Origin of the sequence: Mesobacillus subterraneus (genome assembly GCF_020524355.2) — a bacterium.
Lineage (GTDB): Bacteria > Bacillota > Bacilli > Bacillales > Cytobacillaceae > Mesobacillus > Mesobacillus subterraneus_C.
Map to the genome: position 1 here is coordinate 4132539 of NZ_CP129019.1, position 17232 is coordinate 4149770.

The 17232-nt window shown below is 44.0% G+C and carries 13 protein-coding genes, 1 pseudogene and 2 riboswitches; of the genes and pseudogenes, 4 read left to right on the forward strand and 10 right to left on the reverse strand.

Going from position 1 to position 17232, the window contains the following annotated elements; translation table 11 throughout:
• Positions 1 to 28 precede the first annotated feature (28 nt).
• The 7 genes from LC048_RS21500 to LC048_RS21530 form a co-directional block, all read right to left on the reverse strand.
• Positions 29 to 1360: an NCS2 family permease gene (locus LC048_RS21500; protein WP_226607665.1), complete on the reverse strand. Its 1332-nt coding sequence runs from the start codon at positions 1358 to 1360 to the stop codon at positions 29 to 31.
• Between the two features lie 121 nt (positions 1361 to 1481).
• Positions 1482 to 1583: riboswitch (purine riboswitch) on the reverse strand.
• Between the two features lie 87 nt (positions 1584 to 1670).
• Entirely contained in the window at positions 1671 to 3218 is a 1548-nt protein-coding gene (guaA, locus tag LC048_RS21505) for a glutamine-hydrolyzing GMP synthase (protein ID WP_226607663.1), read from the reverse strand.
• 142 nt (positions 3219 to 3360) lie between these two features.
• Positions 3361 to 3462: riboswitch (purine riboswitch) on the reverse strand.
• A gap of 31 nt (positions 3463 to 3493) precedes the next feature.
• Positions 3494 to 5710, reverse strand: coding sequence for a transglutaminase TgpA family protein (locus LC048_RS21510; RefSeq protein ID WP_306048764.1), 2217 nt, complete (start codon positions 5708 to 5710; stop codon positions 3494 to 3496).
• Positions 5707 to 6924, reverse strand: a complete 1218-nt coding sequence (locus LC048_RS21515) for a DUF58 domain-containing protein (protein ID WP_306048766.1) — start codon at positions 6922 to 6924, stop codon at positions 5707 to 5709. The genes LC048_RS21510 and LC048_RS21515 overlap by 4 nt, the downstream gene beginning before the upstream one ends.
• 1 nt (position 6925) lies before the next feature.
• A complete protein-coding gene (locus LC048_RS21520; RefSeq protein ID WP_226607677.1) occupies positions 6926 to 7867 on the reverse strand; it encodes an AAA family ATPase in 942 nt (313 codons plus the stop codon).
• 354 nt (positions 7868 to 8221) lie between these two features.
• Positions 8222 to 8596, reverse strand: coding sequence for a hypothetical protein (locus LC048_RS21525; protein WP_226607655.1), 375 nt, complete (start codon positions 8594 to 8596; stop codon positions 8222 to 8224).
• 229 nt (positions 8597 to 8825) lie between these two features.
• Positions 8826 to 10286, reverse strand: a complete 1461-nt coding sequence (locus LC048_RS21530; RefSeq protein WP_226607652.1) for an esterase/lipase family protein — start codon at positions 10284 to 10286, stop codon at positions 8826 to 8828.
• Between the two features lie 170 nt (positions 10287 to 10456).
• Here LC048_RS21530 and LC048_RS21535 point away from each other — a divergent pair, with 170 nt between their 5' ends.
• Positions 10457 to 10663, forward strand: a complete 207-nt coding sequence (locus LC048_RS21535) for a hypothetical protein (RefSeq protein WP_226607649.1) — start codon at positions 10457 to 10459, stop codon at positions 10661 to 10663.
• A gap of 91 nt (positions 10664 to 10754) precedes the next feature.
• Here the strand turns inward: LC048_RS21535 and LC048_RS21540 are convergent.
• A pseudogene (locus LC048_RS21540) lies at positions 10755 to 11751 on the reverse strand (ABC transporter substrate-binding protein).
• Between the two features lie 306 nt (positions 11752 to 12057).
• Entirely contained in the window at positions 12058 to 13599 is a 1542-nt protein-coding gene (locus LC048_RS21545) for a glycine betaine uptake BCCT transporter (protein ID WP_226607644.1), read from the reverse strand.
• 227 nt (positions 13600 to 13826) lie between these two features.
• Between LC048_RS21545 and LC048_RS21550 the strand changes: the two genes are divergently transcribed.
• Complete coding sequence (locus LC048_RS21550; protein ID WP_226607641.1) at positions 13827 to 14351, forward strand: ECF transporter S component; 525 nt, start codon at positions 13827 to 13829, stop codon at positions 14349 to 14351.
• 371 nt (positions 14352 to 14722) lie between these two features.
• Here the strand turns inward: LC048_RS21550 and LC048_RS21555 are convergent, their stop codons facing one another.
• On the reverse strand, positions 14723 to 15427 hold the full coding sequence (locus LC048_RS21555; protein WP_226607640.1) for an SH3 domain-containing protein: 705 nt from the start codon (positions 15425 to 15427) through the stop codon (positions 14723 to 14725).
• Between the two features lie 403 nt (positions 15428 to 15830).
• Here LC048_RS21555 and LC048_RS21560 point away from each other — a divergent pair, with 403 nt between their 5' ends.
• Complete coding sequence (locus LC048_RS21560) at positions 15831 to 16040, forward strand: YuzF family protein (protein ID WP_226607637.1); 210 nt, start codon at positions 15831 to 15833, stop codon at positions 16038 to 16040.
• A 24-nt stretch (positions 16041 to 16064) separates the two neighbouring features.
• The gene (locus LC048_RS21565; RefSeq protein ID WP_306048770.1) at positions 16065 to 16955 is read left to right on the forward strand and encodes a manganese catalase family protein; all 891 of its coding nucleotides are present in this window, start codon (positions 16065 to 16067) and stop codon (positions 16953 to 16955) included.
• The last annotated feature ends 277 nt before the right edge of the window (positions 16956 to 17232 follow it).

Genomic DNA, 17232 nt, shown 5'->3' on the forward strand with positions numbered 1-17232 from the left:
TCCAGCCGCGAAGGCTGAATCCTATCTACTATTCTGTCAAAAACACAAAGTATAGAACGAAAATCACAAAGAATAGATACATAATCGGATGAACTTCTTTCGATTTCCCTTTCACGAGCATCGTGATTGGGTAAAAGATGAAACCTGCTGCAATCCCCGTTGCGATACTTGATGACAGTGGCATGGAGATCATTGTAAGGAATGATGGAACGGCGATTTCGAATCGGCCCCACTCGATTTTTCCAAGAGACGAAACCATCAAGACACCAACGATGATCAAGGCTGGTGCTGTTACAGCCGGAGTAACGACTGACAGCAGCGGGAAAAAGAACAGTGCCAACAGAAAGAACCCGGCTGTTACAAGTGATGCGAAGCCGCTTCTTGCTCCTGAAGCTACACCCGCAGATGATTCAATATACGAAGTCGTTGTCGATGTACCGAAGATGGAACCAACAAGAGATGCAATCGAATCAGCGAATAATGCACGGCCAGCACGCGGCAATTTGTTATCCTTCATCAATCCTGCCTGGTTGGCAACTGCAACGAGTGTTCCTGCGTTATCAAAGAAATCAACGAATAAGAATGTCAATATAATACCGAGCATTGTCGATGTGTAGAAAGATGGATCTCCGAATGCAGTGAATACTGCACCGAAAGTTGGCGCGACGCTTGGAACTGCTCCAACTACTTTTTCTGGTGTATCAATTAGATTGAAGATCATTCCGACAATGACACTAATGATGATCCCGAAGAATACCGCTCCGTGAATGCCTCTTGTCAGCATGATGACAGTAATCAGTAAGCCAAAAAGCGCTAGTAAAGTATTGGCGTTTGTCAGATCGCCCAGCCCAACAAGTGTTGCTGGATTATCGACGATAATACCCGCGTTTTTCAATCCGATGAATGTGATGAACAATCCGATACCAGCTCCGACTGCATGCTTCAGTTCAACAGGGATGGCATTGATCAATTTTTCCCGCCAGCCTGAAATCGTCAGGAGCAGGAAGAATACGCTTGAAATGAAGACTGCGGCAAGTGCATGTTGCCAAGGTGCTCCATGGCTTAAAACAACTGTGTAAGCGAAAAATGCGTTCAAGCCCATTCCCGGTGCAAGGGCGATTGGGTACTTTCCGATCAAGCCCATGATGATCGATCCAATAGCTGCAGCGAGTGCTGTCGCTACGAAAACAGCGCCGTAGTCCATTCTTAATGCCTCAGGCAGGTCCTGTACGTCTGCCAGAGTAAGTATACTCGGATTAACAACAAGGATGTAGGCCATAGCAAGGAATGTGGTCATCCCGCCAATGAATTCGCGGCGATAGTTCGTACCCAGCTTCTCAAACTCGAAATACTTCTTCATTTTTTCATTTCCCCCTGAATAGTATTCAGGAAATAAGGCCAAAAATAAAACGCCTCGGGTTACCGGGCGTTGACTGAAGGGGTATAAGAAAGTCTGGTGGCAATAGATTGATAGATTGCCAGCCATGGATTCTTCACCTCGTAGTCAAGCCATTTACGGTAGCTCGGTAGAAACTTTTGGGCCATATCCCCAAGATTATACGACGAATTATGACAAATTATTAAGTTCTGTTTCATTCTAACAGGACTTTTGCCCTTAGTCAATAAAAAAAACGAACATTTTCATGTCCGTTCTTTAAAATCGTTCGTATTTATTCCCATTCAATGGTAGCAGGCGGTTTGCTTGTGATGTCATAAACAACCCGGTTCACATGATCCACTTCGTTGACGATCCTTGTGGAGATGATTTCAAGGACATCCCAAGGAATTCTTGCCCAGTCTGACGTCATCCCATCAATGGACGTAACAGCACGGATTCCAATCGTGTAATCATAGGTTCTCGCATCGCCCATGACACCAACGCTGCGGATGTCTGGAAGCACGGTGAAGTATTGCCAGATTTCGCGGTCAAGACCGGCTTTTTTAATTTCATCACGGAGAATCGCATCTGATTCCCGAACAATCTCTAGTTTTTCTTCAGATATCGCACCCAGGACACGGATCCCTAGCCCAGGGCCAGGGAATGGCTGGCGCCAGACGATTTCATCTGGCATGCCTAGCTCAGTGCCAAGCGCACGGACTTCATCCTTGAATAATGTATTCAATGGTTCAATCAATTTGAACTGCATATCCTCAGGCAGTCCGCCGACATTATGGTGTGACTTGATGGTCTGTGCTGTCGCCGTACCGCTTTCGATAATATCGGTATACAATGTTCCCTGTGCCAGGAACTCAATGCCTTCCAACTTTTCGGCTTCATCGTCAAACACATAGATGAACTCATTACCAATGATTTTACGCTTCTGCTCAGGGTCGGAAACTCCCTCCAGCTTGCTGAGGAAACGGTCCTTCGCATCGACTTTGATCACATTCATATTGAAGCCGTCAGCTAAATTTTTCATGACGCCTTCCGCTTCATCTTTTCGCAATAAACCGTGATCGACGAAGATGCAAGTCAGCTGGTCACCGATTGCTTTGTGAATCAGTACTGCGACTACCGAGGAATCCACTCCCCCGCTGAGCGCACAAAGAACTTTCTTGTCACCGACCAGCTGACGGATTTTTTCTATTTCGATTTCGATAAAGTTTTCCATCGACCAATTGCCTTCGCATTCGCAAACTTTGAAGACGAAGTTTTTCAAAAGATCATTTCCGTAAATCGAATGGCGCACTTCAGGATGGAATTGAACAGCATATAATTTGCGGCTTTCATCGCTCATCGCCGCAATAGGGCAGGATGGGTTGATGCCGTCCACCGTGAAACCTGGAGGTGACATCGTGACAAGGTCACCGTGGCTCATCCAGACAACCTGCTCACCCGGTGTGCCTTCAAATAATCTGTTCTGGTTATGAAGAGTCAACAATGCTTTTCCATATTCACGGTTCTTCGCCTTCTCGACCTTGCCGCCGAAATGCATCGTCATCAGCTGCATTCCGTAGCAGATGCCCAATATCGGCAGTCCCAGCTCGAAAATCTCTTCATCACAGCGGAAGGCTCCCTCATCATAGACAGAGTTAGGGCCGCCAGAAAATATGATGCCCTTTGGATTCATTTCCTTGATTTCAGCTGCTGTAATCGTGTGTGGATGCAGTTCGCTGTAAACGCCAAACTCCCTGATCCGTCTCGTGATCAGCTGGTTATACTGGCTGCCAAAGTCTAAAACAATAATCTTTTCCTGGTCTTGCAGCTCGGTTTTCATAAAGTCACCTCATTTAAAAAATAGAACGCGGAACTGGAATCGTATGTAGTTAATATGCCCATATCTGCGTTTTTCCCCATTAAAAAAGCCAGAATCCTGCCGCCTCAAATAAAAGGAAAGCAGGATTCCAGCCCGTTACGAACAAAAAGAAACCTGCCTTCATAGTCAAATCATTTCCGGTGATTTGGTAGATACTTTCGAACCATATTATCGAGGATATATGAAGGTTGATTCTATATAGTTGCAAACATTGTATCAGTATAATATTTTAGCGGTCAAGCACTAACTTTCCGAATCATGAACTCCCAATACTTTTTCGCATTCTGCCACATTTCTTCATCCATATCGCCTCGGTATAAATACTCTTCATACTTTTCTGTGAGCCAGCGCATCTCGTTTGTCGAGAAGAATGAGTCCACATAATTGGCATAGTCGCGCAGTGTCTGGACTTTCTCTCTCTTCAGCCCGTATCTTTCCAGCTGCATCAATAGAGCCATATAGGCTTTTTCCATATACTTGTTTTGCTTTTTATACTTATAGAGAAGGATATACAGGACAGGCAGCCATCTTCCTCTCAATCTATACATGATCGCGGAGAACACAGCCAGTACGAGTAATGTCAGGAAAATCTTCTGCAGATTATCCTTCAGGAATGCTCCTGCGTTTTTAAGGCCTTCGGAAAAAGAAACCTTTGGCTTGTCAACCTGTGCCTGCTCTTCTGGCAGTTCCGGCTTTTTAGGAGCAGCAGGTGTTTGATCTTCCTCTTCTTCTTGCCCCGTCTCATTTTGCGAGTCGTCTTTATTGTCATACTCAAATTGAACATTATTTGAAAAGCCTTGCGTCGGCTCAAATGGAACCCATCCGACACCTGGGAAATATCCCTCAACCCAGGAGTGGGCATTGTTGTTTGTGACCTCATAAAGACGGCGCCCATTCTCAAGTGTATCGATATATTCGCCTTCCGTATAGCCCTTTACCCAGCGTGCAGGAATACCCACGGAACGCATCATGACAACCATCGACGTCGAGAAGTTGTCGCAATAGCCACGCTGAGTTTCAAACAGGAATTGATCGACATAATCCTGGTCCTCTTCTGGGACAGCAACAAGCGTTTGATCATATACAAAATTGTTTGAGCGGAAGTACTTTTCAATCGCCTGCGTTTTTTCAAGCCAGGTCTCTTTATCTTTTGTTATTTCCTCAGCAAGCTCCACTACCCGCTCTGGAAGCTCAGCTGGTACCTGTGTGTATTTCGAGACGAAGGCAAACTCTGCTGCGAGTTCTTCAGGTCCCGCTGCCTTAAGCTTCTCTATGCTAAATACCGGGTGATTAAAGTTAAGCGAGTATGACCCAATCGAACCGGCTTGCCCGTCAGCAATCGATGTGATTTTCTCTGTTGCAGGATTAAGACTGAACTGGAGGGTGGAGTTCCCTGCAGATGCTTCTACTTCTGTCACGCCGAGCGGATAAACAAGGTGCGGATACCCAATCTTCGGGGTGACTCTGCTCGTGCGCTGTTCCGTTTTAACTTCCTCTTCAAAAGGCTGCATTGGAATATTTTGCTCAGGTAAAAATGCTACCGGCACCGCTGTGCCTTTTTCTGCAATCCAGCCTTTTCCCGTATAAACATCCTTTGTCTCAATTCGCCAGTAATGACGTCCATCTGCTTCCGCAGTAAAAACGACCCGGTCGTCTCCAATAAACGGACCCCCAAGTGCGGAATCATCTGTTCCATAGCCGACCTTTTTAACCCCTCCGTCCCCTTCGCCTGAATCCTGATTATACGAGGTAATGAACGGGACAGGGTCCGGCCAGATTGGATCAGGCTTTGGAGCCGCATAGCCAATCCCCACACTCAAGACAATCATGGCGACAAGGGGAATCATCCATTTTTTCGCACTTTTGATGCTCTTCTTCACTACTTCCTTATCGGCAATCCGGTAATAAGCCAGCATTCCCATCACAGCAAAACCAGCTATGACTGTTCGGACAATCGCTGCGTCCGCTTCATAAGGACTGAATGTATCCAGCACCGTTATATAAACCAGCGTCATGAAGAAAAATACAAAAATTTGTTTCCTGTTGATCAACCAATATTGAATCAGATAAGCCATCAGCCAAAGCAAGGTAAAGAACAACAATGTCCGAAACACATTCGAAATTTCCGTCCATTCTGCATTGAGGATGACACCTGAATTCACGATAACCTCATTGATGAGCTGGCCAAACCACTCCAGGCTGAAGAATGTTCCTTCATAATACATAAAGTGAACGGCATAAAGGACAATGATGACTTTAATGAGAGCTGACGGCAAAATCGGCATATTGAAGTAGGACATCATCAGCGAGACAAATACAAAACCAAGAAAAACACTTAAGTGGCCGGTATCTGTCAACTCTTCCAATGGTCGCAGCCACTCCCATAGCAGTAAAAAGCTGAAAATATATAGTAAAAAGAAGGTGAAGTCCTTTTTCGATTTATCGATCCTCAACCTCTGTTCACCTCCGAAAAGGCTTCTGCGAACTGACCGTCATGGACCATGACAAGCCGGATTCCTCTGGCATTTGCAGAGGCTCTTAAATTCTTCTCCGTTTTTGTCGGGGATTCCTGACCATTTTTAATCAGAAAAATGCTCACTGATGCATTTCTTTGATTATAGAAGACCGCTTTCTCAATCAACTCTTTCGTCAGTTGCGCGGTAATCAGCATAATTGAATTGTTCTGCTGCGCTAAAAAGCTCTCTGCCTCAAGAACCCGGTCAAACGATACGGGACTCCCATCCTGGATTTTAGCAAGGTGATGGAGAAGCTGTTGCTGATGGGCTTCCCCGCCGCGTGCCGGAAACGCCTTACGCTCAGCGCTTAATGTCAACAAGCCCACCTGTGCGCCTTTCCGTAAAATTGCCCTGATAACGGAAGCTGTAAAAGAAACGACGACTTCAAAGCGCGGTTCTGGGGCGCAATCCATTAAAATGACCACATCATGTGATTGCCTCTGTTCGAATTCCTTCGTCATAATGTCATTCCGTCTTGCCGTCGCTTTCCAGTTGATCCACGAAAAGCGGTCTCCCGGCTGGTATTCGCGAACCCCGATCGCCATTGATGTATCACGCTGGACACGCTCTTTTGAGGCGGTCATCCCCTGGTCAAAATGATGGGCTACCGGCCTATACACCATATCCTGATAAGCAGGATAAACGAGTATCTTATTTTCCACTGGCAAGATTTTTTCTTTTTCAATTAATCCGAGCGGGTCCCCCGTTTTCAACTTGATGCCCATTAATGTATGCTCACCTCGAGGAAGATTTTCAATGGAATAGTCAAAGCCGAATACACGATTGAATCCGGGAAACAACATTGTTTTCGCCTTTTGTAAATCGCTGTTCCCCGAAAGCGTATCACCGTCCTCTTCTTCCCCAATCGCATAAAATAGCGGAAATCCTACCTTCCTTTCAAGCACAATGCTAGCCCAGAGCTTCTCGCCAGCGTTATATTCCTGTTTCGTAAATACCCTTTCCGCCTTGATATCCTTGATGGAATAAAAAGCGAGACCAAGGGCATAGAGAGCAAATGGCAAGAAGCTGTAAAACAGGAACCAGCTGACAAATCCACCTTGGAACATCGCATAGGAAAAGGTGATCAGGATCAATAACAGCAATACGATGAGTTTCCAAACTTCTTTGAACTTTTGGAAATACTTTTTCATATTACTTCACGAGCCTCTGGACCGGTACAGACACTCTCGCCAACACTCTGTTGACGACATCCTCGGTTGTAATCCCCTCGAACCTGGCCTCTGATTTTAAAATGATCCTGTGGGCGAAAACAAATGGAGCCAGGTACTGGATATCATCCGGGATGACATAATCCCTTCCATAAATGAACGCATACGCCTGGGCAGCCTTCATTAAAGCGATCGATCCACGAGGACTCACACCCAGATAAACACTCGAATGTCCGCGGGTCCGGCCAGCCAGTTCCACAATATATCGCTTAAGTGTATCGTCTACTATCACTTCTTTGATACTCTGCTGCAGATCGCGCAGCTCTTCAAGTGATACAACAGGCTGCAAGTCTTCTATCGGAAGACTCCGCTGTGCCCGGTTCAGAACTTCCATTTCCTCTTCCGGTGCAGGATAGCCCATTTTCATTTTTAGCAGGAAACGGTCAAGCTGTGCTTCCGGCAGTGGATACGTACCTTCATAATCAATCGGATTCTGAGTCGCCATGACGAAAAACGGCCTACCGAGCAGGTGTGTTTCACCATCTACCGTCACACTATGCTCTTCCATTCCTTCAAGCAAGGCAGACTGTGTCTTTGGAGAGGTCCTGTTGATCTCATCCGCAAGAATGATGTTGCCCATGATCGGGCCCGGCCTGAATTCAAACTCCATCTCCTTTGGATTGTATATAGAAACACCTGTCACATCAGAAGGCAACAAATCTGGTGTAAACTGAATCCTTCTGAACTTGGCGCTGACAGACTTCGCCAGCGCACGAACCATCATCGTCTTACCGACCCCGGGCACGTCCTCAAGCAGCACATGGCCGCCCGCAAGCAATGCAATTAAGCTTAGCTCCGCCACATTACGCTTACCCGTCATTACCTTATCAATATTTCCTAGAATTCTATCAACTGTTGGATTCATCTGACTCCGCACCGAAATTTCCCCCTTAAATCTATTTATCTACGTTAAAACACTTACTTTTCCACTCCAATATGTCTATATTCTCTATTTTCTGTAAAAATCCTGTAATATACGGAATGAAAATATATCCACTTTATCATAGACGGAAGATTTCAGGAAAATGTTTTAAGCAAGAACAAAAATACCAGACGGCTCGATCTAATTAAGGCTACAGCTTCTCGCATCGAGGAAGCGACTCAGCTATGGACACATGGCAGGCTTTGAGTTGGAAGTTATTCGAAGTGTATTTTTATCACGAAATAAAAAAACGTCCTCGTCTCGAGAAGCCGCCATCAACTTTTATATGAATTCTATCTAACTTGCAGCCTTAGGAATCGCACCCATGCCCTCAAGGATGATTTTCGCATCATTATTCAAATATGCTTCAATATCATTCCGCAAAAACAAAAGCGAGTGATCCCTGACGATTACCTTCAAGCCCCTCAGGTCAAACTTTGAAGCATAGTTATTCACTGTGTTGATGACCGCCATGTCATTCCTCTTAAGCGGCTGTTGTCCAGCTTCCATCCGCTTCGTCAAAAATTCAAGCAATTCCCTCGCATTTGACTTTAAACGGCTCCGATTTTCGTTCAGGACATCGATGTTCTCTTCCATATACATTCTTGCAGCAGCAAAATCAAGTTCCTCGACACAGTTGTTGATCCTGGCAATCAAATCCAATACGTGCATTACTTTCTCCTCCTGGTGTACAAACTCTGCTTATCTTCTATATCGGCCAATCACCTATCCACTCCATACTTTATGTAAAAATTAGGCTATTAGTCTTATACACTTTTAGGTCAGGCTAGGAGATTGGTCTAAGGTAAGATACTGTCCCTCCCTATTCTTTAATTCAGGAGGCGGCTGAGACTTCAGCCGCCTCCTGCAATGCTTCGTGAGTTTGGAAAATATTCCTGCTCTATCTATGAGTCTTTCCATTCTCATCAACATATATGGATTCAATGATGGTCCTTTCGAAAGGCTTACCTTTAGCGTCAACTCCCGTGATTTCTGTGGTTAGGTTGTATACACCTGGATCGGTTAGATCCCCATCAAGTACCTTGCCTGCTTTGGAGCCTTTTCCTGATTCTTTTAGCTTCTTTTTGCCATCTCGCTCATATTTGATCCACTTTGTTTTATAGGAAGCTTTCACACTTTGGATTTTATCCTTTTTCAATTCAACATCAAGAGGACTGTCAATGCCGACCATTAGCAGGTATGCCGCGGCTGGTCCTTCCACCTTCCATTTCCCAGACTCTGGTTTGGCGATTTCAAACGTATGGACCCAGGCACCTTTAAAGAAGTCACCCTTATCCTGTTCGATTTTTGCCGCCTTGTACTCCTTTCCATCAGGCCCCTTCAGTTTGAGTGAAGCCATCTTCTTTTCACTGAGGAAGGCCATTTGAAAGCTTTCTGCTCCATCTTCGATCACAAAGCTCTCCTTGATTGCTTTTTCGGCTTTACCGCCCTTTACAATCTGGCTTGTTTCTGGTTCTGCGACAATGCTCTCGGCTGCTGAGAATGCATTCGCAACTGCTGGCTGTTCTGACATGGTGTATGGTTTAAATACGGAAAAAGTATATGAGCCCTCACGGATGGTCGTATGGTTCCAGGCACCTTCCCGGACAATTGTCCCGCCTGGCAGACGGGAGCTCGCGACTGTGACAACCCCATCATTTGAGCCGTAGCTGCTCAAATACAGTCCACCCCAATATAAAGCGCTTCCAAACGAACCCCACTTATACCCTCCTAGTGTATAGTAGCGGTTCTTTGAGGCGTTTGAATGAGTATCTGTAATGCTCCGGAAATATCTCATATTTCCTGTCTGAAGTGAACGCGTCGCATCATTGTTGTTTCCAAGCAATGCTGCCAGCCACCAGGCTGCGCTGCTGTGGGCTAGGTCAGAAAGCGGTGTGCCATGATGTGGCGAGGACAGGGAAATCATATTTGATACATAAGGGTGTGCACCATAGTGGACAAGTGCAGTCTGCGCATCGACTCCCCCCTTGCTATAGCCTACAACAACCAGCTTTTTACCTCCAAAGTGGTCATAGATTACCTTCAGCTTTTGCGCTAACATCACTCCATTCTCCCACATATCCCGATCTGAGTAGAGATCGATGAAGGCTGTCTGGTAGCCATTGGCAAGCGCAGTCTCATACATATCATTGCCTTCCCACCAGACAGATGCCGAATTATTATAGCCATGGACAAATACAATTGGAGATTTAGCCGGATCAACCGAAGACGGTTCTGCACCTAAATACCATGTCCCCGGTATTCCGGAAGAACCACCACCCAGATTCCCCGCTCTTGCTCCAACAGGTACCATCAACAATAAAACCATCAATAATGACATAATCCTTTTACTCCTTCTCAAGCCAATACCCCTCCTCTTTTTTCATACATCATTAAAAACTATTAATGTGCTTGTTTGAATAGAAGGGCAATTTGACTTATTTCGAATGGGAAAATGGTATTATCTGGTCAGATACATTGGAAAAGCGCAAGCGCCTCGTTCAGCCCTGACAAGCGCTGGAGGGCCTGACAGTGAAGTCGTTCTTTGACTACATTGGCAGGACCGAAATCGAAATGTATAGCCGACTGTCCAGAAACGCAGAAACTGGAGACTCCGACAAAGAAGCGCTTTTTGCTTCTGCCGGTAGAGTTGAAGTTTCGGAGTTTCTAGGAGGCGACACTAGACTAGCGTCTCGAGGAGTTAGGAGCCGCAGCTGGACAAGCGTCTCGAGGGGCTAGGCGCTGGAGCTGGACACTAGTCTAAGACAAAAATTTTATACTCCCTTATCCAGTAAGAAAAGCCCGCAAAAATCGTGCAGGCTCCTCACTATTATTCTCCTACAATCTTGGCGTCCTTGAGCAAATCCTCAGTCAAGGCAATGCCTTCTTCTTCAGCAGCTTTCTTATTAATGATTAGATCCAGGTTTTCAGGAAAGCCGACAGGTATCTCGCTCGGCTTTTTGCCCTTAAGAATCTCCACTGCCATTTTACCAGTCGTGTAGCCCAGGTCATGATAATCAAATCCATAGGAAGCAAACGTTCCGCGTTTTACTGAATCCCCATCACCAGAAAATGTTGGGATGTTCTTGTCATTTGCTACCGCGATGACAGATTCCAGCGCAGCCACAACCGTATTATCCTTTGGTATATACAGTACGTCGACACGGCCGACCATCGATTCAGCCGCCTGCTTCACTTCAGAGCTCGTTGAGATGGTGGTTTCCACCGCTTCTAAGGCCTGCTTCCTTAAGCGCTTCCTTTGCGTTTTTCACATTAATGACAGAGTTCGGCTCACCATTGTTATAAATGATACCGACCTTTTTCGCATCAGGGACGAATTTTTTGATCGCAGCGATTGTATTCTTGATAGCATCTGGATGAGTATCAGATGTTCCAGTCACATTTCCGCTGGGCTTATCCAGACTTTGTACAAGCTCGGCAGAGACAGGGTCGGTAATTGCAGAGAACAGAATCGGTATATCCTTCGTCGCCTGGACTGCCGCCTGGGCACTAGGTGTTGCAATGGCTAAAATAAGATCATTCTTATCCGAAACCAGCTTTTGGGCAATCGATGCATTATTATTCATGTCACCCTGTGCATTCTGGTAATCGAGCTTAAGATTTTTGCCTTCTTCATATCCTGCATCCTTAAGAGCAGCAATAAATCCTTCTCTTGTCGCATCCAAAGATGGGTGCTCGACAATCTGGGTAATACCGATCTTAACCATTTTTTCTTTCTTGTCCCCGCTCGCCTCGTTACTGCCGCCGCCACAGGCCGCAAGCATGAGCATAGCCCCACTTAATATAACTGCCAAACTCTTCTTCATCCTTTATCCTCCCCAAATTCATGAAAATGGTTATGTATTCTCTTGGTGAATGAAAAAGCAGTCGGTCCTCCTTTTGTAAACGTTTTTATATTATTTTTAATATTCTGATATTAACACGTGCTCAACCTCAGGACAATAGTAAATTTTAATTTTAATATTATACCTACCACCATACTTTCAATTGCCCTTTTTAATCAATCCAATAAAGTATAAAAGGACCCTCAACAATGAGAGTCCTTCCTATACCGATTAACGTTAAAGTTGCCATAATGTAATTCCTTATACATAATCAAAGTTCCACTGTGCTTAAAGAGGGTTAGGATCTGGCTTATCCTCTTTTTCAAACCATTTTCCTTTTTCCTTTTTCGGCTTTTTTACAATGACCTCCGATCTAAAGTCTTTTAATATCGAGAATGACATAGCAATCAATACAAAGGTCAATGGAAAGGCACTGACTATGATGGCTGTTTGCATTGCATCCAGCCCGCCAGAGAGCATTAATACAATAGCCGAAGCTGATAGAAAAAGCCCCCAGACAATTTTGGTCACATTAGGAGGGTTCAAATCTCCTTTAGTAGTTTGCATTCCTAAGACGAATGTCGCCGAATCTGCTGAAGTGACAAAGAATGTAGTAATCAGCAGCAATGTAACCACAACTAATGCACCCGAAAATGGTAAAAGTTCATATACGTAAAAAAGTGCGGTTTCTAAGTTTTGCCCTGCTATGTTAGCTCCTTCAAAGTATTCGAAGTAAATAGCAGTACCTCCAAATATCGCAAACCAGAAAGCACAAACCAGTGTAGGAATTATGAGGACGGCAATCATGAACTCCCTCACCGTCCTTCCCTTGGATACACGTGCAATGAATGTCCCAACAAAAGGTGCCCACGCTATCCACCATGCCCAATAAAAGATTGTCCAGTCTTTTATCCAACCTGCTTGTTCTTCATTAAATGGAGTGAGCCTTAAACCCATGCTTGGCAGGTTTTGCACGTAACTTCCGAGCGTTGTCGTAAATAGATCCAGCACAAATCCTGTTGGACCCAAAATTAAAAGGCCAAAAAGCAAAAGGACCGCTAAAACTAAGTTCGCATTGCTTAAATACTTAATTCCCTTTTGCAGACCAGTGCTGGCAGAAAGCAAAAAGAGAACGGTCACGATCGCAATAATGATAAGCTGAATTGTGAAGTTGTTCGGTATCCCGGCTACATAGTTGAGACCCCCGTTAATTTGTGCCGCTCCCAACCCTACAGAAGCTGCTACACCAAAGATCGTCGCAAATACCGCGACTACATCCACGATGGTTCCAATCGCGCCTTTTGAGCGTTCTCCTATAAGAGGACTGAGGGTGATACTCATCAGTCCCGGTTTCTTTTTCCTGAATTTATAGTATGCCAGGACAAGCGCGATGACAGCGTAAATAGCCCAAGCATGAAAACCCCAATGCAAATAGGTGTATCTCAAGGCAACTTTTGCTGCCTCAGGTGTGCCCCCTTCACCAATCGGTGGATTGGCAAAATGGGAGATAGGCTCCGATACTCCAAAGAATAGGAGCCCAATCCCCATACCAGCACTGAATAGCATGGCAAACCATGTTTTTCTTTTAAAATCAGGTTTGTCGTCATCGGCTCCTAATTTTATTTTTCCATACTTGCTAAAAATCAAAAATATCGCAAACAGGAGGAAGAAAGAAGCTGCCAATTGATAGAACCAGCCAAATGTGTCTAAAAAGAATGTCTTAGTTTGATCCATTACTTCACCTAATTGGACCGGAGCAACCACGCCCCAAATCACAAATGCACTCGCAATAACGAGAGAAATCCAGAATACATTTGATACCTTACTCACTTTAGCCAACTCCCCATAATCGATTTCCAAATAAGATATCGTTATGTTTCCCGAAATCAATGCATCGATTCCTATCTGCCAAAAGGGTGAAAAATTAAATTCCCAAAATTCTGTACAACTGCATATTATTATGTATTTATTAAGTTGCCAATAAGGAGTATGATAGTAAGTAAAAAGGAAGTTTCGAGGCATACGAAAAAGTCCTGAAAAAAGAAAGAGGTTTCTAAATGAATGCAACATACTCTCCTACAAAAGAAACAACAAAAACAAAGGTATTAGTCATTAATGCCCTTTTCATTGCACTGACCGTTGTAGCAACGATGTTCATAAACATCAGGCTCCCAATCATGGGGAATGGTGGCCTGATCCATATGGGTAATATCCCTCTATTTATTGCTGCTTTCGTCTACGGCAGAAAAACAGGTGCGATAGCAGGAGCGTTCGGCATGGGATTGTTCGACATTATCTCAGGATGGGCATTATGGGCACCATTCACTTTCGTTATCGTCGGCGCGATGGGCTATGTAGCGGGTTTGATGGCTGAAAAATTGCCTGGCAAGAAAGTGGTCGTTTACTCTCTGGCAGTTGTTGCTGCCCTTGTCATTAAAATCGTAGGCTACTATTTCACTGAAGTAGTACTTTACGGCAACTGGATCCAGCCATTCGGCTCAATCCCAGGCAATGTGTTGCAAGTTGTGATTGCAGGCCTGATTGTTATACCACTTGCAGGACGCATTAAAAAGTTATTATAAATTGAATGAGGTGAAAAACCCCTATGGAGCTCCTGCTTCATAGGGGTTTTTTATGTATTCAGGTCATCGCAAGAAAATAAGAGATTCCATGTCATTTAACGACCGGGTAGTTGTTGTCGAAATGGATTCAAAATTTGTAGATATTTCTCGGGAAATTGTTGGATTTTGAAAGTGGGATTATTTGTTTCCAGGGACCATACTATGTCATCCTGTCTGGAGGCTTAATGAATGAACAGACATAGCGTATCGGCAGGCGATATATGATCAACATTGTGACCATCACATCTGGTATTTTTTCTTTAATATATCCGCCATCAATACGCTGCATGAAATATTAGGGATAGCTTTTAATTTCAAGTATCTCTATTCCTTTATTTCCTAAATATCGCTGTTAGCCATCCCCATTTTCTTTTCTGGATTTCTTCTTCTAGACGTTTGTTAAAATCATTTTGGGAATTCCATTCATTCTTTTGTTCCTCACGCATTTTTTGTATCTCTTTTTGCAGAAGCTCACTTCTCTCTCTTTCCTGCTCCAGCAAACTTTCATACTGGGTGTTTTGCTGTTCAATGAATCTTTCAATCTTAGAATTTGTTCTTTGTGCTGAATTCCCAATACTGGAACTAATCACATGGTGGTCCTGTTGTAGCTGGGCAACATTTGTTTTCAACTGTGTCATATCATTTTTCAGTTGGACATTCATTTCACGTGCGGCTGCAAGTTCATTAGCGACAAAAAGCAACAATTCTTTTAATTGATTCGGGTCCTGAGGCAGTTTATCGTATGATGTATCGCTGAGCGCTACTCCCGTTCCACCCGAGCCTTCCAGTCTTTCCTTTTGCTGTTGCACGAGATTCTTAGCTGTATCATCCAACGGCTTGTCCGTATCGCGAAGCGCTATAAGCGCTAGAATATCCGATTGCACAAAAATCCGTCGGTCTCCATCTTTCAGAAACTCGTAACCGTTTCGCTCCAGAATTTGACCGTACTTTCGGACAGTGGGAGTAGCTATCCCTACTTCTTCCGCCACTTCTTTTGTTGAGAACGCCTGCTCATTCGGTTGTATATCGTGTCGCATATCGCACCTCCTATTATCCAATATGACGAGTTTCAACAATATTTGCAAGAGTCATATCGTCATTATTTATATTTTAGCAGATATATCGCATCCTATATCGTTTAGAGAGTATTTATTCTCCTCTGAAAGTACACAGGAAGTCGGCTGTATTCGAAATCTGTTCATAACTTGCCCTCGTCAACATATCCGGAGCCACATGTCGGATTCATGGTGATCCATTCACCGCCCGATTTTGGCTAAGAGCCATGCATGTCTTGAAGGCCCCCAGTCGCCACACCATGTCTTTAACGAACCGCGAAATAGTCTTTAACAAAGAGAGTCAACTTGAACAGTTGCTTATCAGTCTTTTTGTATATCGAGAAACATATACTCAGTAAGAATGACTTAAATATAGGAGGATATAATGACGAATAATGATTGGTTAAGCTTCTATGATCCCTATGTTTATCAGACTTTAACAACTATTGTAGGTAAAATTGTTACTGTTCAAACCATAAGAGGCAGCGTTCGTGGCTCTCTGAAAATGGTCATGCCAGATCACATTGTTGTTGAATCTAACGAAACACCCTTTTTTATTCGTACGCAGCAAATAATTTGGGTTTTTCCTGGTTAACAAAAGGCATGTGGAGGGGAAATAATGTTTAAAAGAATAAATAAATTGGCAATTGAACTTCCTACACCTGCACACGGGGATATGAATGCTGCAGCAGCAGTACAAGAGCTCCTGGGTGGCAAGTTTGGGGAGATGTCTACTTTAAATAACTATATGTTCCAGTCTTTTAATTTCAGAAATAAAAAAAAACTAAAGCCATTCTATGAGTTAGTGGCGAGCATTACAGCAGAAGAATTTGGTCATGTAGAACTTGTTTCTAATACGATTAATTTGTTGTCTGTGGGTAATACCTTTCCAGGGGTTCCGGATATCACTCCACTTCAGAATGGGCTGGATGCAAGAAACACCCACCATTTTATTTCTACAGCTCAAACAGCTATACCAGGTGATTCAATGGGTAGGGCTTGGACTGGTGATAATGTTTTTAATAGCGGTAATCTGGTTTTGGATTTAACACATAACTTTTTCCTCGAGATTGGTGCACGAACACATAAAATGAGAGTTTATGAGATGACTGATAACCCAGTTGCCAGAACCATGATTGGATATTTGCTTGTTCGTGGAGGAACACATGTCCTCGCCTATGCGAAAGCGATCGAAATTGCTACCGGGGTAGATCTGACGAAAATGCTTCCAGTTCCAAATCTTGATAACTCAAAATTTGATTATGCCCGACCATTCATAGAACAAGGCTTAAGCAATGTGTTATATACATGGAGCGAAACAGATTACAGGGATATTGGAATGATTTGGAAAGGAACAAATCCGGAAAATGGGCAACAGCTTGAAGTGAAAATTGGCACTCCTGAAGGCGGGCTAATTCCAGACTTAGAGGAACTGCCCGAAGAATTTGCTCCTGGCATCACTAGGGACGATTATGAATTAATCAAAAAGCGTTTAATGGAAAAATTATGATGGAGTTTTTGCAAGAAAAATATAAGACCAGATTCTTCTATTGGGGAATTTGGTCTTTCTTCATTGTTTAGCGGTTAGACTGCTTTCATTTAAACTCACTTCCGCTAGGAGCATATATCAGGATTGATCAGCCGTAAAGCTTAATACACCCATGTTTTTGTTTCTTGCCAAATCACTGTCTCAGCAGAAATCCACTTCCTTGGTCATAGAGACGACCAAATGACCAAAAATGTCTATCTCTATAAAACGTAAGAAATGAAAAAGAAGCCTCCCAAAA